Source organism: Catellatospora sichuanensis (genome assembly GCF_007483665.1).
GTDB classification, from domain to species: domain Bacteria; phylum Actinomycetota; class Actinomycetes; order Mycobacteriales; family Micromonosporaceae; genus Catellatospora; species Catellatospora sichuanensis.
The window spans coordinates 191,182-210,429 of the sequence record NZ_ML660189.1; the positions used below are offsets into that span (position 1 = coordinate 191,182).

Below are 19,248 nucleotides of genomic sequence, written 5' to 3' on the forward strand. Positions count from 1 at the left end.
CGAGGCGACGGTCTTGCGTGAACTGTGGGTACGACACGCTCGTATCCGCCGAAAAGGCAACAGTTCACGCAAGATCGTCGCGATCTATGGGCGGGTGGGGACCTTTGCGGGGGGATTGTTACGGGCGTGGGAGACTGGGTAACCATGAGCGATCTCCGACCCGGACAGTCGATCTTCACGCGTGGCGCGGTGGATCTCGGCGCGCTGGCCGCGCGCAGTCAGCAGGTGCCCGCCGCGACCCCGGCCGCGCCCGCGACGACCCCGGCCGGTCCTGGTGGTGGCGGTAACGGGGGGTTCCCCGGGGCGCCCGCCGGGGGTGGTCACGTGGTGGACGTGACCGAGGCCAACGTGCAGGACGAGGTGCTGCAGAAGTCGATGGCCGTGCCCGTCGTGGTGGCGTTCCTGGCCCCCGGCTACCCCGAGGTGGATCAGCTGGCCGACGCGCTGGCGCAGTTCAACGCCGCCGACGGTGGCAGCTGGGTGCTCGCCCGGGTGAATGCGCAGGCCGACCCGCGGCTGGCCGCCATGTTCCGGGTGCAGAGCGTGCCGACGGTTTACGCCGTCGTCGGCGGGCAGCCGATCGACGCGTTCGCCGGGCCCGTGCCGCCGGCGCAGCTGCGCCAGTGGCTGGACGCCGTGCTGCGGGCCGGTGGGGTGGACGTGGCCGTGCCCGAGGACCCGCGCCTGGAAGAGGCCGACGAAGCCCTGATCATGGGCAACCTGGACGAGGCCGAGAAGGCGTACCGCAAGATCTTGTCGGACTCGCCGAAGGACGCCGCGGCCGAGGCCGGCCTGGCCCAGGTCGTGCTGGCCAAGCGAATCGCGGGCGTGGACCCGCAGGCCGCGGTGGCCGCGGCCGACGCCGCACCCGACGACCTGACCGCGCAGCTGCGAGCGGCCGACGTCGAGGTGCTGGCCGGTCAGGCAGAGCAGGCGTATCAGCGGCTGGTCAATCTGGTGCGCCGCGTCTACGGTGACGATCGGGAGACGGTGCGCCAGCACCTCGTGTCGCTGTTCGCCGTCGCCGGCCCGGACGATCCCGCGGTGGCGGCCGCGCGGCGTGCCCTGGCCAGTGCTTTGTTCTAGGACCGCTAGTGGCCCGTCCCGGACGGCCCGCCTGGTCGGCGGGTCGCCGGGAACTCCCCACCAGCGTGCATGAGGCCAGGGGGAGAAGGTATGCGCCGCATCGCGGTTCTCGACGCACCATCGAACCTGGGCCTGCGCCCGCCGACCGAGACCTCCGTGCCCGGCTGCGCCAAGGCGCCGGGCGCGCTACGCGACAAGCACCTGCTGACCCGGCTCGACGCGCGCGACGCCGGCTGCCTCACCCCGCCCCGCTACGACCCCGGTGACTGGCGTCCCGGCGACGGGGTGGCGCACGCGCTGCAGATCCACTCGTACAGCGTGCGGCTGGCGGAACGGATCGGCGCGATCGTCGACGGTGGGGAGTTCCCGCTGGTCCTGGGCGGTGACTGCTCGATCCTGCTGGGCTCGGCGCTGGCCATGCGGCGGCTCGGCGAGGAGGTCGGCGGCCGGATCGGGCTGGTCTTCGTGGACGGGCACTCCGACTTCCGCCATCCCGGCAACGCGCCCTACGTCGGCGCGGCCGCGGGCGAGGACCTCGCCCTGGTCACCGGCCGGGGCCAGACGGAGCTGGCCGGGATCGAGGGCCGCCGCCCCTACTTCCGCGACACCGATGTGGTCGTGCTCGGCATCCGCGAGCACGACGAGTACCGCCTGGACCTGCAGGCGGCCGGGTTCGCGACGCGTCCGGCGACCGCGGTACGCGCCGAGGGCGCCCGGCGTACGGCGCAGTGGGCCCGCGAGCGCCTGGCCGACTGCGCGGGCTTCTGGGTGCACATCGACGTGGACGTGCTCGACCCCGCGGTGATGCCCGCCGTCGACGCCCCCGAACCCGGCGGCATCGCCCTCACCGAGCTCGAACTGCTGCTCACCGGCCTGGTCAACACGCCGGACTGCCTGGGCATGGAGCTGACCGTGTTCGACCCCGACCACGACCCCGACGGCCGCTACGCCGCGGAGCTGGTCAGCACCCTGGTCACCGGCCTGGCCCCGCTGATGCCGCCCAAACGCCCCGCCCGCGCCCCCCGCGTCCCGAGCCCCCGTACCGCCTCCGAAAAGCGCACCGCCGCCTGACCCGCCCGCTCCCCTTTGCCGTTGATCATGAACTTGTGGCACGGCTCGACGGCGTGTCGCCGCCCTAACTTCATGATCATCGGAGGAGTGGTGTGCCGGCCCGGCATCGCTGGTCGGGCCGGGGAGCGGCACCGGGCGGTGGTGTGGGCTACCCGAGGCGGAGGCGCGCGCGATGGGAACGGCCCGAGCGGTTAATGTGGCCCGCATGCCCGCCGTGCTCTCGACCGTGACGACCGTCGTCGCCCTGCTGCTGGCCGCCGCCGCCCTGCTGGCGTCCGCGCTGAACCGCGCGCCGGACCGGGTGCAGTTCGTCGGCACCGTGATCGTCAGCGTCGCCACCGTGGTGCTGGTCGGTGCCGCCGTGGCGAGCTGGATCGGCGGTCACTCGCCGCGGGAGACCACCACATTCCTCGGGTATGCCCTGACGATGGTGCTGCTGCCCGCGGGCGCCTGGATCGTCGGCAAGATGGAGCCCACCCGCTTCGGCAGTCTGATCGTCGGCGTGGCCGCGCTCATCGTGCCCGTGCTCGTGCTGCGCATCGGGCAGGTGTTCGGTGCCTAAGCCGGTCAACACCGGTCTCGGCCGGGTCCTCGTCTTCGTGTACGGCCTGTTCGCCGTCGCCGCGACATGCCGCGCCGCCGTGCAGATCATCATGAAGTTCGATGAGGCGCCGGTCTCGTACCTGCTCAGCGCGCTGGCCGCGGTGCTCTACGTCGTCGCCACGATGGGCCTGGTGCGCGGCGACGCGGGTGGCCGCCGCCTGGCGCAGGCCTGCTTCACCGTCGAGCTGGTCGGCGTACTCGCGGTCGGCACGCTCAGCATGCTCGCACCGCAGGACTTCCCGGACGCCACCGTCTGGTCGGGCTTCGGTGAGGGATACGGCTACCTTCCGCTCGTACTGCCCGTGCTCGGCCTGATCTGGCTGCGCCGGGCGCAGCCGGTCGCGACCGGGGCCGTCGCGGAGGACCCGGCCGTCCGCTAGGCTGCGCCGATTCGTCGGGCAGGTGGGGGACGCTGATGACGCAGGGTGCCGCTGCCGGCAAGCCGTGGGACGCCACCTGGCTGCTGTGGAACATGGTGGTCTCGATCGGCGTGTGCCTGGCCGTCTACGCGTCGGCGTCCGTCGTCGACGCGCTGATCCACGGCAGGCCGGTGACGCTCGCCAATGTCGCGAACACTGCGCTGGCCGAACCCGGTTTCGTCGTCCTGTTGGGCGCCCTCGTCTGCCTCTTCGCGCTCACCGCCCGGCTGCCCGGCCGCTGACTTCTGTCCGGCTCGAGCAACCCAGCCGTACGCGACCCGTGTTCAAGGGGCGGAGCGAGGGGGCGGGATGGCGAAGGACGTCGAGGGGTTCCGCGAGTACACGGCGGGCCGCCTGGAGAAATGGCGGCGCACCGCGTACCTGCTGAGCGGTGACTGGTTTCTCGCGGACGACATGGTGTCGTCCGCGCTGACCGGGCTCTACCGCCACTGGGACCGGGTGTCGCGGATGGAGAATCCCGACGCCTACGTGCGCACCAGCCTGCTGCGGGCGATGCTCAACGAGCGCCGCCGCCCGTGGCGGCGGGAACGCAGCCTCGACGTGCTGCCAGAACAGGCGTCGACCGAGGCCGGGGCGGACGGCGTCGCCGACCGGCTGGCCGTGGTCGCCCTGCTCGCCGAACTGCCGGCCCGCCGCCGGGCCGTGCTCGTGCTGCGGTACTTCTGCGACCTGTCGGTCGAGGAGACGGCGGCGGAGCTCGGCTGCTCCACCGGCACCGTGAAGAGCCAGACGTCCCGGGCCCTGGAGGCGCTGCGCGCGCGCCTGCAGGGCACCGGGCTGGTCGCCGAGGAGGCCTGACCCATGAACGACCTGCCCGAACAGATGCGCGCCGCGACCGACGACGCGCCACCCAGCCGTATCGATCTCGACTCCTTCATCGCCCGGGAGCAGCGCCGCTCCCGCCTGCTGCGCTGGAGTGGCGCGAGCACCGCGGCCGCCGTCGTGGTCTCGGCCCTGGTGGCGATGCCCGTGCTGTACGCCGGTGGCGCGGGCGTCACCGCGGCGCTGGGTGGTGCCGCATGCCCGACACCCGGCCCGAACCCGACGGAGGTGCCGTACGACGCCGCGCCCACCCCCGCCGCGCCCTCGGCGCAGGAGTGCGCCGCGACCGTGCAGCGGCTGTCGGCGGCGCTGCGCGACGTGCTGGCGGTGACCGCCCCGGGCCGGGCCGTGCACCCGCTCGCCACGACCGCCTTCGTGTACCAGCCGCGAAATGCGCACTACGAGGCCAGGGTGAACCTGTCCGGCCCCGGCGGCCCAGTGCTGCGGGTGGAGGTGGCGGAGCTGACCGAGGACCCGCCCAGCCGGATCCGGGTCTGCCCGGACACGGACAAACGATGCTCGTACGAGATCACCACGACCGGAGTCGTGGTGTTCGCGGCCGACTTCGGCGATACCAGCCAGGTGGAGGCACACCGGGAGGACGGGACGCGGATCATGGTGTCGGTGGACGTGCCGGGGGTGACCGGCGAGACCCGGCCACCCGGCGTCGTAGCACCGCTGACCATCGCGCAACTCGCCGACATCGCGGAGGCTCCGGGGCTGTCCCTGTTCCCGGGGCGCTCGCCCAGCCCTCGGCCGACCCGGGACGCGACGGCGGAGGAACTGGTCGGCCTGTTCACACTGCTGCTGCGCAACCAGCTGCCGGACCGGCCATTCGGAATGTTCCGGATCCGGGGTACGGCGGAGACCGGCTACCAGACCGGGGCGACCGTCATGGGCGAGGGCATGGTGTTGGTCGAGGTGACCCCGCGCTGTTCCGGCCCGGACTGCCCGCCGCCGCCGGCGTGTCCGGCGCCCGGGGACACGTCCTGCACCGTGCGCGGCGACCGGAGCAGGGTGACGGTCCGGGACACCGCTGACGCGACGACGCGCTCGGTCCGGATCTACTCCGCCGACGGCCGCTCGGTGACCCTGAGCGTGGAGGGCCGCCTGGTCTCCCGGCTCACCGCAGCACAGCTGATCGCCATAGCCGACGGCCTGCGCGCCTGACCACACCGCCCCGGTGACCCCGGATGATCGCGACGATCTTGCACGAACGGTTGGTGCTCTGTCCGGTACGAGTGTGTCGTACCCACTGTTCGTGCAAGATCGTCGCGATCTTGGGTCAGCGGAGGTTGCGGAGGAAGGACTCGGTTACGGGGACGGCGGTTTCGCTGGGCTTGATGCCGTTTTCGATGAAGACGGCGAACGCGATGTCGCCCTGCCAGCCGATGAACCAGGCGTGGGTGTGCGCGGGGTTGTCGTCGTACTCGGCGGTGCCGGTTTTGCCGAAGACGGGGGCGCCGGGGACGTCCTTGAGGGTCGTGGCGGTGCCGAGGGTGATGACCTCGCGCATCATGGCGCGCAGCGGCTCCACGGTGGTCGGCTTGAGGGCCGGGCCGTCGGCGGCGGGCTTGGCGGGGACCGGGTCGAGCAGCAGGACCGGCTGCTTCCACTGGCCGCGGGCGATGGCGGCGGCGACGCCGGCCATGGCGACGGGGCTGACGATGGTCTGGCCCTGGCCGAAGGAGGCCGCGGCCAGTTCGGTGGCGCTGCCGCCGGTCGAGACGCGGCCGGTGAACGCCGGCACGCCCAGGTCCCAGGTCTGACCCAGGCCGAGCGCGTTGCCGGCGCTGATCAGGCCGTCGGGGCCCAGCTGCGGGGCCAGCGAGGCGAACGCGGTGTTGCACGACTTGGCGAAGTCGGTGTGGAACGGAACGTTGCCCAGCTCCAGGAAGTTCGAGTTCTTGAACTGGCGGCCCTCGACGGTGAAGAACTTCGGGCACGGCACGACCTGGTTGGGGGTCACCTTGCCGGCGTCGAGCAGGCCGTACGCCGACACGGCCTTGAAGGTCGAGCCCGGCGGCACCTGCGCGGTGAACGCCAGGTTGTCCGCGCCGCTGTTGGCGACCGCGATGAGCTTGCCGTCGCTGACCCGGATCGCCACCATCGCGCTGCGCTGCTTGACCGTGCCGAGCGCCTTCTCGGCCGCGATCTGGTACTTCTGGTCGATCGTGAGCTGGAGCTTCTGCCCGTCCTTGTCCTCGACCGTGTAGAGCGGGGTGTCCTGGACGGTGCCGTCGGAGGCCTTGCGGCTGGAGACGACGCGCAGGCCCGCGGTGCCGCGCAGCCGGTCGTCGTAGGTGCGCTGGATGCCGCCGAGACCGGCCTGGTCGCCCACCTGGTACGCGCCGGGCTTGCTGTCCATGATCTCCTTGGTGACCGGCCCGACGGTGCCGAGCAGCGCCCGCGCGAACGTGCGCGTCGGCGAGAGCAGCCACTCCTCCTCACGGAACGCCACCCCGTCGTCCATCAGGGCCCGCAGGCGCGTGCCGATCGGCTCGTAGATCTCCCGGCGCAGGGTCACGATCTCGACCAGGGCGTCGGGCTTGGCGTCCTTCACCCGGGCGGGCAGCTTGGCCAGGTCGTCCTTGCCGACGTCGTACGCCCCCGAGGTGAAGATCGTGGTCAGCTCCTTGACCAGCGCGTCGATGTCCTTGACCTTCCGCGGCTCGACGCCGATCACGACGACCGGTCGCGGCCGGACGATCTCCACGCCGGTGCCGTCGAAGACACCGGCCCGCGCCGGAGCCAGCCGGCGTACGGCGAGCTCGTCACCCTTGGTCAGCTTCTCGTGCACGATCACCGGCTCCCAGACGACCTGCCAGTTGTCCTTGGCCTTGGTCATCCGCACCGTGGTGGTGTACTCCCAGATGGTCTTGTCCGGCAGCGGCTGGGCGACCTTGATCTGGGTCGTCGCCAGTCCCTCGCTCACCACCGGATCCTGCCTGGTCAGTGTCGGGGGAGTGTCCCGGAAGGCACCCTCCAGCGCGCGGAGCTCGGTCTTGACCGTGTCGGCGGCGACACCCTGGCCGGTCGGGCTGACGAAGGTGACCTTGTCGTAGGTCCCCGTCTTCCAGCCGGCCAGGAACGCGTCGAGCATGGGCTCGGGGCCGTCGTCCTTCGAGCAGGCGGCAAGTGCGGGGAACAGCAGCGACATCGCCACCAGGGAGAGGACAATCTTGGGACGGCGTACCTTCGAGCGCAGAGCCATGCGGGCATTCTGCCGCAACGGCACCATCCGCGTGGCACCAGCGCTGTCCGGGACCGGACTCGTGCGGGCCGATGTCGGCGGCCCCCGAACGCGTGCCTGGCCGGGGGTGCTGACTAGGCTGGGGTTTGACGACGGGACGGCCCCTGCAACGGCCCGTCCCACCAACGACCCACAGCGCGGTGGGCGAAGGGGAGTGGCTTTTCATGGAGTCTGGCGGCCGAATCGACGGCGGCAGCGCTTCTGCCGAGGTCGACGCCGGTGCGAGCGGCGACACCATCAGGAATGAGGGTCTGCCGCAGGCGCACCCGGACGACCTGGATGACAGCGATCTCGACGAGCCGCTGCCCAACGGCGAGCGCCTGATCGCGGCCGCGGTCGCGCTGGCGGCCGGGGGCAGTCCCGACACTCCGAGCCTGGCCGACGACCGGCTGGCCGAGGCGCAGCTGGTGCAGCGGTACTGGCGCTTCGCTCCCGACGAGGAACTCGTCGACCTCACCCCGGCCCGCCTGGTCGAGGCCGCCCGCGCCCACCGCGAGCTGGCCGCCTCCCGTATGCCGGGCGAGCTCAAGCTGCGCCTGTCCCTGTCCGGTGAACCGCGCCACACCGTCGTGGAGGTCGTCACCGACGACATGCCGTTCCTGGTCGACTCGGTCACCGCGGCACTGTCCGCGCGCAAGGACGTGCAGCTGCTGGTGCACCCGGTGATGGTGGTGCGCCGCGACGAGCAGGGCAGCCTGGTCGAGGTCTGCGCCGAGGTCGAGCCGGACGACGCCATCCCGGGCGACCTGGTCGAGAGCTGGATGCGCATCGAGGTCGGCGCCATCCGCGACGAGGCGGAGCTGGCGCACCTGCGGGCCGACCTGGAGCGGGTGCTCGGCGACGTGCGCCGGGCGGTCGAGGACTGGCCGCGCATGCGGGCGCAGGCGCTGGCCTTGGCCGACGAGATCTCCGGGGCCGAGCTGCCGGTGCCCGACCGCGACATCACCGACTCGGTGGAGTTGCTGCGCTGGCTGGCCGACCACCACTTCACCTTCCTCGGCTACCGCGAGTACGAGCTGGTCCACGTGCCCGGCGCGGCCGGCAGCGAGACCGACCTGATGCGGGCCGTGCCCGGCACCGGTCTGGGCATCCTGCGCGACGACGCGTCCTCCACCGCCCGGACGCTGGAGTCGATGACCCCGGAGGCACAGCGCAAGGCGCTGGAGAAGCGCCTGCTCGTGATCACCAAGGCCAACTCGCGGGCCACCGTGCACCGCTCGGCCTACCTGGACTACATCGGCTTCAAGATGTTCGACGCGGACGGCAACGTCAGCGGCGAGCGGCGCTTCCTGGGCCTGTTCTCGTCGGCGGCATACCGCACCAGCGTGCGGGACCTGCCGGTGATCCGCCGCAAGGTGGACAACGTGCTGGACCGCTCCGGCCTGTCCGCACGCAGCCACTCCGGCAAGGACCTGCTGGAGATCCTGGAGACCTACCCGCGCGACGAGCTGTTCCAGATCAGCACCGACGACCTGTACCAGGCCGTGACCGGGGTGCTGCGCATGGCCGGGCGCCGCCAGCTGCGGCTGTTCCTGCGCCGCGACGGCTACGGCCGGTTCATCTCCTGCCTGATCTACCTGCCGCGGGACCGGTTCACCACCGCGCACCGGCTGGCCATGCAGGACATCCTGCTGCGCGAGCTGAACGGCGTCGGCGTCGACTACACCACCCGGGTCAGCGAGTCCAACCTGGCCCGAGTGCACTTCATCGTGCGCACCGACCCGAACGACCCGCCCGGCGAGGTGGACGCCGACGCGCTCGCCGAGATGCTGGGCGACGCCACCCGCAACTGGGACGACGACTTCCGGCTGGTGCTGGAGCGCAAGGTCGGCGACGAGCAGGCCAAGCTGCTGGCCGCGCGGTACACCGACGCGCTGCCGGAGACGTACAAGGACGGGCACCTGCCCTACGAGGGCGCGCAGGACCTGGCCAAGCTGGAGCTGCTGGACGAGCCCGGCCAGCTGGAGATGCACCTGTTCCGGCGGCGCTTCACGGCGGGTTCGGGCAGCGTGGTCGAGGCCACCACGCCCGGCAACGACGTGCGGTTCAAGGTGTACCGGCACGGCGAGCCGATGCTGCTGTCGGCGGTGCTGCCGGTGCTGCACTCGCTGGGTGTGCGGGTCACCGACGAGCGGCCGTACGAGGTGCGCCGCGACGACGCGACCGTGTTCGTGTACGACTTCGGCCTGCAGCTGCCCTCCGGCGCGCGGGACCTGGCCGAGGTGCGGGCGCACGTGGAGAACGCCTTCGCCGCCGCGTGGCGGGGTGAGGCCGAGGTCGACGGCTTCAACGAGCTGGTGCTGCGCGCCGGGCTGACCTGGCGGCAGGTCGTGGTGCTCCGGGCGTACGCCAAGTACCTGCGCCAGGCCGGCACGGTCTTCGCACAGGAGTCGATGGAGGCCACCTTCACGACGTACCCGCAGATCGCGGCGATGCTGGTGGCGCTGTTCGAGACCCGGTTCAATCCGAAGCTGCAGCTGAGCGACACCGAGCGCAGCAGCCAGGCCAAGGAGCTGATCTCGGCGATCGGCCGCCAGCTGGAGTCGGTGGTGAGCCTGGACCAGGACCGCATCCTGCGCAACTTCCTGACGCTGATGCAGGCCACCCTGCGTACCTCCTTCTTCCAGAAGGCGAACGACGGGCGGCCCAAGTCCTACATCGCGTTCAAGCTGGACCCGCAGGCGATCCCGGATCTGCCCGCGCCACGGCCCAAGTTCGAGATCTTCGTGTACTCGCCCCGCTTCGAGGGCGTGCACCTGCGCTTCGGTGCGGTGGCGCGGGGCGGGCTGCGCTGGTCGGACCGTCGCGACGACTTCCGCACCGAGGTCTTGGGCCTGGTCAAGGCACAGATGGTCAAGAACGCGGTGATCGTGCCGGTCGGGGCCAAGGGCGGTTTCGTGCTCAAGCAGGCACCGGTCGGCGGGGACCGCGACGCGCTGCAGGCCGAGGGCGTGGCCTGCTACCGCCGGTTCATCTCGGCACTGCTCGACATCACCGACAACCTCGACGCCGGCAAGATCGTGCCCCCGGCCGACGTGGTCCGCCACGACGGCGACGACCCCTACCTGGTGGTCGCCGCGGACAAGGGCACCGCGACGTTCTCCGACATCGCCAACGAGATCTCCGCGTCGTACGGGTTCTGGCTGGGCGACGCGTTCGCCTCGGGCGGCTCGGCCGGTTACGACCACAAGGGCATTGGCATCACCGCCCGGGGCGCGTGGGAATCGGTCAAGCGCCACTTCCGCGACCTCGGCCGCGACACGCAGACCGAGGACTTCACCGTCGTCGGCGTGGGTGACATGTCCGGCGACGTGTTCGGCAACGGCATGCTGCTGTCCGAGCACATCCGCCTGGTGGCGGCGTTCGACCACCGGCACATCTTCCTGGACCCGGACCCCGACGCGGCGGCCTCGTTCGCCGAGCGGCGGCGTATGTTCGCCCTGCCGCGCAGCTCGTGGGCCGACTACGACACCTCGCTGATCTCCTCGGGCGGCGGGGTGCACCCGCGCACCGCCAAGTCCATCGCGATCACGCCGCAGGTGCGCGCGGTCCTCGGCCTGGCCGACACGGTCACCGCGATGAGCCCCGCCGAGCTGATGAAGGCCATCCTGCTCGCCCCGGTGGACCTGCTCTGGAACGGCGGCATCGGCACCTACGTCAAGGCCACCACCGAATCGCACGCCGAGGTCGGCGACAAGGCCAACGACGCGATCCGGGTCAACGGCGGGCACCTGCGCTGCCGGGTCGTCGGCGAGGGCGGCAACCTGGGCCTGACCCAGGCCGGTCGCATCGAGTACGCGCGCCGCGGCGCACAGGGCGCGGGCGGCCGGATCTTCACCGACTTCATCGACAACACGGCCGGGGTGGACTGCTCCGACCACGAGGTCAACATCAAGATCCTGCTGGGCGCGGACCCGGAGCTGGGCCGCGACGCCCGCAACGAGCTGCTGGCCAGCATGACCGACGAGGTCGCCGCGCTCGTGTTGCGGGACAACTACGGCCAGGCCACGGCACTGGGCAACGCCCGCGCGCAGACCCTGTCCCTGCTGCCGGTGCACCGCCGGCTGATCACCGAGCTGGAGCGCTCCGGCCGGCTGGACCGGGCGCTGGAGGGCCTGCCCGCCGACGAGGAGCTGCTGGCCCGCGCCGAGAACGGGGAGGGCCTGTCCACGCCCGAGTTCGCCGTGCTCATGGCGTACGTGAAGATCGCGCTGGAGGAGGAGATCGTCCACTCCGACCTGCCCGACGACGCGTGGACCGCGCAGACCATGGCCGACTACTTCCCGACGCCGCTGCACGGGATGACCCAGCAGATGGCCGAGCACCGGCTGCGGCGCGAGATCGTCACCACGGTGCTGGTCAACGAGACCGTCAACCGGGGCGGCATCACGTTCGTGCACCGTACGGTCGAGGAGACGGGCGCGTCCGCCGCGGACGTGCTGAGGGCCTTCGAGATCGTGTGGGAGGTCTTCGACCTGCCCTCGCTGTGGGCGGCCGTGGAGGCGACCGACAACCGGGTGCCGACGGCGGCGCAGACCGCGGTCTACCTGAAGGCCCGGCGGCTCATGGACCGGGCGGTGCGCTGGCTCATCCAGAACCGGCGCTCGCCGCTGGACGTGCCCGGTGAGATCGCCAGGCTCAAGCCCGGCGTGTCCACCCTGGCTCCGCGCATGAAGGAGATGTTCCTGGGCACGGAGCGCGAGGGCATCGCCGAGCACGAGGCGGAGCTGGTCGGCCTGGGCGCGCCGCAGGACCTGGCCGAGTGGGGCGCCCGCACGCTGTACAGCTTCGCCCTGCTCGACGTCGTAGAGGTCGCCTCGGCGACCGGACGCGACCTCGACGAGGTGGCCGGCGTCTACTTCGTGCTGTCCGAGCGCTTCCGCGTCGACGACCTGCTGACGAAGATCTCGCTGCTCCCCCGCGACGACCGCTGGCAGACCCTCGCCCGCATGGCCCTGCGCTACGACCTCTACGCCGCCCTGGCCGCCCTCACCGCCGAGGTACTCGCGGCCACCCCCACCGGCCCCGCCCAGGAACGCGTGTCCCACTGGGAACAGCGCAACGCCGCCACCATCGCCCAGGCCCGCAAATCCATAGCCGAACTAGAGGGCATCAAAGCCGACCTGGCCCCCCTCTCCGTCCTCCTCCGCCAGATCCGCACCCTGGTCCGCACCGCCGCCGCCTGACCCCCACCCCCCGCCCCGCCCCAGCCGACGATCTTGCGTGAACTGTGGGGATGACACGCCCGAATCGGGGATATCCCTAACGGTTCACGCAAGATCGTCGGCTGGGGCGGGGTCGCGGTCAGGAGAAGAAGGTTTTGGCGCGGGTCAGGGCTTCGGTGTCGGCGGTGATGTCGCCGGGGCGGTTGGCGTAGCCGAGCAGGGCGCCGCCCCAGTGCATGCCGAGGTACTGGGCGGACAGTTTGAGGGTGCCGATGAGTGGGTCGGCGGTGGTCTGGTCGGTGGAGCTGAGGGCGGTGACGACCCACATCGTCTTGCCGCGCATGCGGGCCTTGAAGTCGGCGCCGGGCACTCGTAGCCAGCCGGACCAGTAGTCGAGGTAGAGCTTGGCGGACGACGAAACGCTGTACCAGTACAGCGGAGAGGCGACGACCAGGTGGTCGGCGGCCAGGGTGGCGTCCAGCAGGACCTTCTCCGCACCCTCGGGCTGGGGGTAGACGCCCGCGCCGGCGTGCCGGATGTCGTCGAACGGGGCCAGCGGCAGCTCGCGGAGGTTGAGCCAGGTCTGACGCGCCTGCGTGGGGAGATGGGCGGCGGCCGCGCGGGCCAGCGTCTCGGTGTTGCCGCCCTCCCGTGCTCCGGCGAGCAGGAAGAGGAAGGTGCTTTGATCGTCGTGCGGCACGGCAGGATTCTCCCGTCGGAAATGATTCATGCTCACGCATTAGATGCGTGAGCATGAATACTGCCATCGAGTCGGGCTGCGGTCCAGACCGTGTGATCCGGGTGACGCCGGTTACGAGGCGAGGCCCAGGATCTCGGCGGCGGCCCTGCCGTTGGCGTGGCTCGCGCCGTACGTGGTGACGAACGCCTTCACGCCGCTCGGCCGCCAGCCGGCCGGCCAGCCCATCTCCACCACGGCCAGCGGGTGCACGGCGGCCAGCTGCTCGGCCAGGGACCGGGCGGCGGGGTTGCGATGGGTGTGCCGCCCGACCAGCACGATGGGCCGTCCGGCGGCGGCGTCGATCAGCGCGCCGGCACTGGTCTCGTCGGCGGCCACGGCCAGCTGCGGGGTGCCGTCGAGGTGCGGCGACAGGCCCCACGGCACGGCGCCCTCGGCGATGGTGTGCCCGGCCCGCAGCTGTACGACGAACGGCTGCTCGAACCCGGTCAGGCTGCCCTCGACGCTCACCGCGCGCCGCGCGGCGTCGTAGCCCAGCCGCGGGCTGAGCTCGATCTCCTCGATCCCGTGCGTCCACGCGGCCAGCGCCTGGTTGCGGGCGACGGCCTGCTCGACCCGCGCGAGGGGTAGCGAGCCGTCGGCGATCGCGCCGGCGATGGCGGCGGCGACGCGCTCGGTGATCTCCAGGTCGATGTCGGCGCCGAGGCACAGCAGGTCCGCCCCGGCCCGCAGCGCGCGGACCGCGGCCGGGCCGATGCCGCCCGCGGCACGGGCCGCGCCCTGCATCTCCAGCGCGTCGGTGACCACGGTGCCGGTGAAGCCGTACTCGTGCCGCAGCACGTCCACCAGCAGCGTCTCGCTGAACGTGGCCGGGTCGTCGCCGGTGATCGCGGGCACCCGGATGTGCGCCGTCATGATCGCCTTGGTGCCCGCCGCGACGACGGCCGCGAACGGGGGCAGCTCGCGGTCACGCAGCAGCTGCGGCGTCACGTCGACGGTCGGCAGCTCGAGGTGGGAGTCGGCGACGGTCGCGCCGTGCCCGGGGAAGTGCTTGGCGCAGGCGGCCACGCCGGCCTGCTGGAGGCCGACCACGGCGGCGGCGGCGTGCGCGGCGACCCGGACCGGGTCCGCGCCGAACGACCGGGTGCCGATGACCGGGTTGTCGGTGGCGGTGTTGACGTCGACGGTCGGTGCGAGGTTCAGGTTGATGCCGACGTCGGCCAGCTCGCGCCCGATGGAGTGATAGACGCGGCGGGTCAGGTCCAGGTCGCCGATCGCACCCAGCGCCGCGTTGCCCGGGTACGGGCTGCCGGTGCGGTGGGCCAGTCGGGTGACGTCGCCGCCCTCCTCGTCGATGGCGATCAGGGTGTCGCGGCGCGCGGCGCGCAGCTGCGCGGTGAGCCCGGCGAGCTGCACGGGCTCGGCGACGTTGAACCCGAACAGCGTGTAGCCGGCCAGGCCTTCGCCGAGCAGGCGGGTGGCCCAGTCGGGGGCGGTGTGGCCCTGGAACGCGGCGAGCATGGTGCGCAGTGCCAGCCGGCGCAGACCTGGATCAGTGGTCACGGTGTCCTCCGCTTCGACCCGACTTTGGTGGTGGGCCCTTCGGCCAGTGTGTCGGGTCTTGCCATCCATAGTGGTTTTGTGCGCGTAGGCCGTAGGCTACGGCCGTACCGGTTAAGGTAACCCAATCTAATAAGAAACTTTACTAAAAGCCAGCGCACGCCGACATCCGGTGGTGCCGCATGCCGAACTCTAGGATGACGCACCATGGCCGCAGTTTCCCAACCAGGCACGCCTCGGCTGCTCCGCGCGCTCAACGACCGGGCGGCGCTCGAGCTGTTGCTGGCCCGGGGCCCGCTCACCCGCTCCCAGCTCGGTGAGCTGACCGGACTGTCCAAGGTCACGGCCTCCCAGCTGGTCGAGCGGCTGGAGGAGCGCGGCCTGGTGCGTCGGGTCGGCGAGCAGGCCGGTGGCCGCGGGCCCAACGCGCAGCTCTACAACGTCGCCCCGAACAGTGCGTACGTGGTGGGCGTCGAGGTGGGCGACGAGCACGTGGTGGCCGCCTGCGCCGACATCACCGGCGCGGTGGTCGGGCGGGTGGAGGTCTCCACCAAGCCCGACGCCAACGGCGGCGGCGAGGACCCGGTCCGGCTGGTGCACAACGCCGTCGTCCAAGCGGCCGAGCAGGCCGGAGCGCAGCTCGGCGACGTACGCCGCATCGTGCTGGGCACCCCGGGTCTGGTCGACCCGAACACCGGCGACATCGTCTTCGCCTTCAACCTGCCCCGCTGGCAGCGCGGCCTCGCCGCGGCCCTGCGCGACGACCTGCACACCACGATCGTGTTCGAGAACGACGTGAACCTCGCCGCCGTCGCCGAGGCCCACGCGGGGGCAGCCCGCGAGGTCGGCGACTTCCTGCTGGTCTGGATCGGCCAGGGCACCGGCCTGGCCGTCATGCTGGGCGGGCGGCTGCACCGCGGCGCCTCCGGCGCGGCGGGCGAGATCGGTTACCTGCCGGTGCCCGGCGCGGAGATCCCGCGCGAGGTCAGCCGGCGCGGCAAGGGCGCCTTCCAGCAGGTGGCGGGCGCGGACGCGGTCCGTCAGGTGGCCCGTGAACACGGCTTCCGGGCGGGCACGGCGGCCGAGGCGGTCAAGGCCGCGATCGCGGCCGGCACCAAGGGCGGCCCGGTGCTCGACGAGGTCGCCCGGCGGCTGGCACTGGGCGTGGCCGCCTCCTGCATCGTGCTCGACCCGCCGCTGGTCGTGCTGGCCGGCGAGGTCGGCGCGGCAGGCGGCACGCCGCTGGCCGAGCGGGTACAGCACGAGGTCGCCGCGATCAGCCCGGTGGCCCCGCGGGTCGTGGTGACCGGCGTCGCCGACGAGCCCGTGCTCCAGGGCGCACTGCTCACCGCCCTGGACGCGGTCCGCGACGAGGTCTTCGGTTCCACCGTCGACTGATCCCGCCCGAGCCACCTGATCCCCTCCGCGTCCGTCCGGGCGGGGTCAGGTGAGGTCGCGGCGGCGGAAGTTGGCGAACGCGGCGGCGAGCAGGGCGGCCGTGAGACCCGCCACGACCATGCCGCCGCTCAGCCGGGTGATCACCAGATCGCCCGAGCCGTCGAGGCCGGACCAGTACTTCAGATCGCCGCCCACGAACGCGGAAAGGTAGCTGGACAGAAAGTAGGGGTCGTACGGCAGCATGCCGCCGATCTCGAAGACGATGCGCGCGCCCGCCTCCCAGACCAGGAAGTAGCCGACCGCGATGCCCAGCGCGGCCGCCGTGTGCCGGGCCAGCGTGGCCAGCGCGAAGGCGCACGCCGCGGCCGCCGTCGACAACGCGATGCCGCGCCAGCTCAGCGCGAGGAGCTCGCCCCAGAAGGCCGCGCCGGTGTCGCCGGTCCAGCCCGAGGTGTACGCGATCAGGTAGAACGCGCCGACGTAGAGCACCGTGAACAGGGTGGAGAACAGCACGACGCAGCCGGTCAGTGCGGCGAGCTTGGCCCCGAGCAACGAGGAGCGTTGTGGTCGCCACAGCAGCAGGTTGGTGATGCCGCCGCTGCTCATCTCGGCCCCGATGAACGACGCGGCGATCACGAAGGCGAAGAAGCTCAGATACACCGCCAGGAAGATGGTCAGCCCGCGGATCTCCTGCTCGAACACGAACGCGTCCTCGAGGAAGTGCTCGGGCCGGACGTCGGCCGGGTCGCCCGCGGCATCGCAGCCGCCGGCGAACGCAGCCTCAGCGGCCTCCTTGTCCTGGCGGAATGCCGCCTCGCAGTTGGCCTTGAACTGGATCAGGCTCGTGCGCCGCTCCGCAGCGGTCTGCTCCGCGGCCACCCAGGCGTCGCTGCCGGGCCGCGTCGAACTGGCCAGCGTGGTCGCGGCCGTGATCCCGAAGACGGCCAACAGGCCGATCACCATGATGTGGGTGAACCGCCGCGACAGCAGCCGGCTCACCTCGGCGCGTACCAGATTCATGCCTGCTCCTCGCTGCGCTCGTCGACGGCATGCTGCCCGAGCCCGTTGAATCGCTCGCTGCGCTCGCTCATGCCTGCTCCTCGCTGCGCACGTCGAGGTCGATGACGTTGTCCGCGGGCGGGCGCCGACGGGTCGGCACCGCGACCTGTGGTGGGGCGTCGGGGACGGGCCGGGTGCCGGTGAGGTCCAGGAAGACGCTCTCCAGGTCGGGGGTGAGCGGGGTGAGCTCGGTCAGCCACAGTCCGGCCTGGCCGAGCGTCTCGCTGATCGCGGCCGGGCCGCTGACGCCGCCGACGAACAGCGCGCCGTCGGCGATGCGTACCGTCGCGCCCGCCGCCCGCAGCAGCCGTGCGGCCTGCTCGGTGTCGGCGACCCGGACCAGATGCTCGCCGGTGTCGTGGCCGGCCAGCACCACCGAGACGGGGCCGTGGGCCACCCGGCGGCCGCGGTCGATGATGGTGACCGAGTCGCAGACCTGCTCGATCTCGGAGAGCAGGTGGCTGGAGAGCAGCACGGTGACGCCCTGCGCGGCGAGGTCGCTCATCAGGGTGCGCATGGCGTGGATGCCGGAGGGGTCCAGCCCGTTCGCGGGCTCGTCCAGGATCAGCAGCTCCGGCCGCTTGAGCAGGGCGGAGGCGACGGCGAGCCGCTGGCGCATGCCGAGCGAGTACACCTTGACGGGCTCGTTGGCCCGGTCGCGCAGCCCGACCGCGGTCAGCGCCTCGTCCACCCGCCCCTTGGGCAGGCCGCCCGCGGTGGCCAGCAGTTGGAGGGTCTTGCGGCCGCTGAACGGGGTGAAGAACGCCGGGCTCTCCACGATCGCACCGACCCGGTGCGCCACGTCGCCGAAGTCGGCGCTGGGCGTGTCGAGGATCCGCATCACGCCCTCGTCGGGCCGCAGCAGGCCGAGCAGCGTACGCAGCGTGGTGGTCTTACCCGAGCCGTTGGGGCCGAGAAAGCCATGGACCTGGCCCTTCTCGACGACCATGTCGAACCCGTCGAGCGCGGTCTTCTCCTCGCGCCACAGGCTGTGGAACGTCTTGCACAGCCCGCTGATCTCGATCACGGCGGTCACAGCGCCTCCCCAATCGGTCTGTGTGCCGCCACACCGTATGTGATCCGGTGGCGGTCGTGGTGCCCCGGCAGCGGACGGACTGTGATCTGCCTGGCAGGTCGCACCTGTGCGGGTGCGGCCGTGATTGGATATCGGCTGTGTCAGGACTGCACCGCGTCGCTCAGACCGTCCATGAGGTGAACCGGGCCGTCGCCCCGGAAGACCCCGATCTCGTGATCGCCGCCGAAAGCGTCGACGTCGTACGCGAGGGCAAGCACCTGCTGCGCGACATCTCGTGGCGGGTCGAGCTGGACGAGCGCTGGGTGGTGCTCGGCCCCAACGGGGCGGGCAAGACCACGCTGCTGCATCTGGCCGCCGGCCGCGCGCACCCGACCAAGGGCACGGTGTACGTGCTCGGCGAGCGCATCGGCCGCGTCGACATGAACGAGCTGCGCACCCGGATCGGGCTGTCCACGGCGGCGCTGGCCGAGCGGGTGCCCCCGGGCGAGCTGGTCCGGGACGTGGTGGTCACCGCGTCCTGGGCGGTGGTGGGGCGTTTCCGCGAGTCATACGACCCGATGGACGAGGCCCGTGCCGAGGCGCTGCTCGAGGAGTGGGGCATGGCGGGGCTGGCCCGGCGCCAGTACGGCACGCTCTCCGAGGGCGAGCGCAAGCGCACCCAGATCGCCCGAGCCCTGATGACCGACCCCGAGCTGCTGCTGCTGGACGAGCCGGCGGCCGGGCTCGACCTGGGCGGTCGGGAGGATCTGGTGGCCCGGCTGTCCGAGCTGGCCGCCGACCCGGACGCGCCCGCGCTGGTGCTGGTGACGCATCACGTGGAGGAGATCCCGCCGAGCTTCACCCACGCGCTGCTGCTGCGCGAGGGCGGGATCGTGGCGGCCGGGCCGATCCCGGAGACGATCACGTCGGACAACCTGTCGGCGACGTTCGGCCTGCCGCTGGAGGTCACCTCGGCCGAGGGCCGCTTCACCGCCCGCGCCCGCTGAGCCTTCCGCCGGCTATACGTCGACTCCGGCGTGTCGCGTTTCGGGACGCTCAAGCGTCCCGAAACGCGACAC

The 19,248-nt window shown here is 71.9% G+C and carries 14 protein-coding genes and 1 pseudogene; 10 read left to right on the top strand and 5 right to left on the bottom strand.

The genetic code is table 11. The annotated features are described in order from the left end of the window. Positions 1 to 144: 144 nt before the first annotated feature. The 7 genes and pseudogenes from FLL47_RS11210 to FLL47_RS11240 all read left to right on the top strand — a co-directional run bounded on the left by FLL47_RS11210 (position 145) and on the right by FLL47_RS11240 (position 5,192). Positions 145 to 1,086 (top strand): tetratricopeptide repeat protein, encoded by a 942-nt coding sequence (locus tag FLL47_RS11210; RefSeq protein WP_144120409.1) that lies wholly within the window; start codon positions 145 to 147, stop codon positions 1,084 to 1,086. Between the two features lie 90 nt (positions 1,087 to 1,176). After that, positions 1,177 to 2,154 (top strand): annotated as a pseudogene (locus tag FLL47_RS11215) (arginase family protein); the annotation flags it as partial. A gap of 208 nt (positions 2,155 to 2,362) precedes the next feature. Further along, positions 2,363 to 2,719, top strand: a complete 357-nt coding sequence (locus tag FLL47_RS11220) for a hypothetical protein (protein WP_144120411.1) — start codon at positions 2,363 to 2,365, stop codon at positions 2,717 to 2,719. After that, entirely contained in the window at positions 2,712 to 3,140 is a 429-nt protein-coding gene (locus FLL47_RS11225) for a hypothetical protein (RefSeq protein WP_144120412.1), read from the top strand. The genes FLL47_RS11220 and FLL47_RS11225 overlap by 8 nt, the downstream gene beginning before the upstream one ends. A 35-nt stretch (positions 3,141 to 3,175) precedes the next feature. Next, complete coding sequence (locus FLL47_RS11230) at positions 3,176 to 3,421, top strand: hypothetical protein (protein WP_144120413.1); 246 nt, start codon at positions 3,176 to 3,178, stop codon at positions 3,419 to 3,421. A 67-nt stretch (positions 3,422 to 3,488) separates the two neighbouring features. Further along, entirely contained in the window at positions 3,489 to 3,998 is a 510-nt protein-coding gene (locus FLL47_RS11235) for a SigE family RNA polymerase sigma factor (protein WP_144120414.1), read from the top strand. 3 nt (positions 3,999 to 4,001) lie between these two features. Beyond that, entirely contained in the window at positions 4,002 to 5,192 is a 1,191-nt protein-coding gene (locus FLL47_RS11240; RefSeq protein ID WP_144120415.1) for a hypothetical protein, read from the top strand. 115 nt (positions 5,193 to 5,307) lie between these two features. Here FLL47_RS11240 and FLL47_RS11245 read toward each other — a convergent pair whose 3' ends face one another. Beyond that, complete coding sequence (locus FLL47_RS11245) at positions 5,308 to 7,236, bottom strand: penicillin-binding transpeptidase domain-containing protein (protein WP_144120416.1); 1,929 nt, start codon at positions 7,234 to 7,236, stop codon at positions 5,308 to 5,310. A gap of 203 nt (positions 7,237 to 7,439) precedes the next feature. Between FLL47_RS11245 and FLL47_RS11250 the strand changes: the two genes are divergently transcribed. Then, complete coding sequence (locus tag FLL47_RS11250; RefSeq protein ID WP_144120417.1) at positions 7,440 to 12,461, top strand: NAD-glutamate dehydrogenase; 5,022 nt, start codon at positions 7,440 to 7,442, stop codon at positions 12,459 to 12,461. Between the two features lie 118 nt (positions 12,462 to 12,579). Here the strand turns inward: FLL47_RS11250 and FLL47_RS11255 are convergent, their stop codons facing one another. Next, positions 12,580 to 13,170 carry a flavodoxin family protein gene (locus tag FLL47_RS11255; protein ID WP_144120418.1) on the bottom strand — a complete coding sequence of 197 codons (591 nt, stop codon included), beginning with the start codon at positions 13,168 to 13,170 and terminating at the stop codon, positions 12,580 to 12,582. An 81-nt stretch (positions 13,171 to 13,251) separates the two neighbouring features. Next, a complete protein-coding gene (locus FLL47_RS11260; protein ID WP_144120419.1) occupies positions 13,252 to 14,700 on the bottom strand; it encodes a glycoside hydrolase family 3 protein in 1,449 nt (482 codons plus the stop codon). Positions 14,701 to 14,904: 204 nt separating this feature from the next. Here FLL47_RS11260 and FLL47_RS11265 point away from each other — a divergent pair, with 204 nt between their 5' ends. Beyond that, positions 14,905 to 16,095, top strand: a complete 1,191-nt coding sequence (locus FLL47_RS11265) for an ROK family transcriptional regulator (protein WP_144120420.1) — start codon at positions 14,905 to 14,907, stop codon at positions 16,093 to 16,095. Positions 16,096 to 16,140: 45 nt separating this feature from the next. Here the strand turns inward: FLL47_RS11265 and FLL47_RS11270 are convergent, their stop codons facing one another. Both FLL47_RS11270 and FLL47_RS11275 read right to left on the bottom strand, forming a co-directional pair. Beyond that, positions 16,141 to 17,115, bottom strand: a complete 975-nt coding sequence (locus tag FLL47_RS11270) for an ABC transporter permease subunit (protein WP_144120421.1) — start codon at positions 17,113 to 17,115, stop codon at positions 16,141 to 16,143. 67 nt (positions 17,116 to 17,182) lie between these two features. Beyond that, the gene (locus tag FLL47_RS11275; RefSeq protein ID WP_144120422.1) at positions 17,183 to 18,190 is read right to left on the bottom strand and encodes an ATP-binding cassette domain-containing protein; all 1,008 of its coding nucleotides are present in this window, start codon (positions 18,188 to 18,190) and stop codon (positions 17,183 to 17,185) included. Between the two features lie 176 nt (positions 18,191 to 18,366). Between FLL47_RS11275 and FLL47_RS11280 the strand changes: the two genes are divergently transcribed. After that, positions 18,367 to 19,176 carry an ABC transporter ATP-binding protein gene (locus tag FLL47_RS11280; RefSeq protein ID WP_246157800.1) on the top strand — a complete coding sequence of 270 codons (810 nt, stop codon included), beginning with the start codon at positions 18,367 to 18,369 and terminating at the stop codon, positions 19,174 to 19,176. The last annotated feature ends 72 nt before the right edge of the window (positions 19,177 to 19,248 follow it).

Bases quoted from the DNA above. Each gene is read 5' to 3' on its own strand.
- FLL47_RS11210 (WP_144120409.1), top strand. From the start codon at position 145: ATGAGCGATCTCCGACCCGGACAGTCGATCTTCACGCGTGGCGCGGTG.
- FLL47_RS11220 (WP_144120411.1), top strand. From the start codon at position 2,363: ATGCCCGCCGTGCTCTCGACCGTGACGACCGTCGTCGCCCTGCTGCTG.
- FLL47_RS11230 (WP_144120413.1), top strand. From the start codon at position 3,176: ATGACGCAGGGTGCCGCTGCCGGCAAGCCGTGGGACGCCACCTGGCTG.
- FLL47_RS11235 (WP_144120414.1), top strand. From the start codon at position 3,489: ATGGCGAAGGACGTCGAGGGGTTCCGCGAGTACACGGCGGGCCGCCTG.
- FLL47_RS11240 (WP_144120415.1), top strand. From the start codon at position 4,002: ATGAACGACCTGCCCGAACAGATGCGCGCCGCGACCGACGACGCGCCA.
- FLL47_RS11245 (WP_144120416.1), bottom strand. From the start codon at position 7,236: ATGGCTCTGCGCTCGAAGGTACGCCGTCCCAAGATTGTCCTCTCCCTG.
- FLL47_RS11250 (WP_144120417.1), top strand. From the start codon at position 7,440: ATGGAGTCTGGCGGCCGAATCGACGGCGGCAGCGCTTCTGCCGAGGTC.
- FLL47_RS11255 (WP_144120418.1), bottom strand. From the start codon at position 13,170: ATGAATCATTTCCGACGGGAGAATCCTGCCGTGCCGCACGACGATCAA.
- FLL47_RS11265 (WP_144120420.1), top strand. From the start codon at position 14,905: ATGGCCGCAGTTTCCCAACCAGGCACGCCTCGGCTGCTCCGCGCGCTC.
- FLL47_RS11270 (WP_144120421.1), bottom strand. From the start codon at position 17,115: ATGAATCTGGTACGCGCCGAGGTGAGCCGGCTGCTGTCGCGGCGGTTC.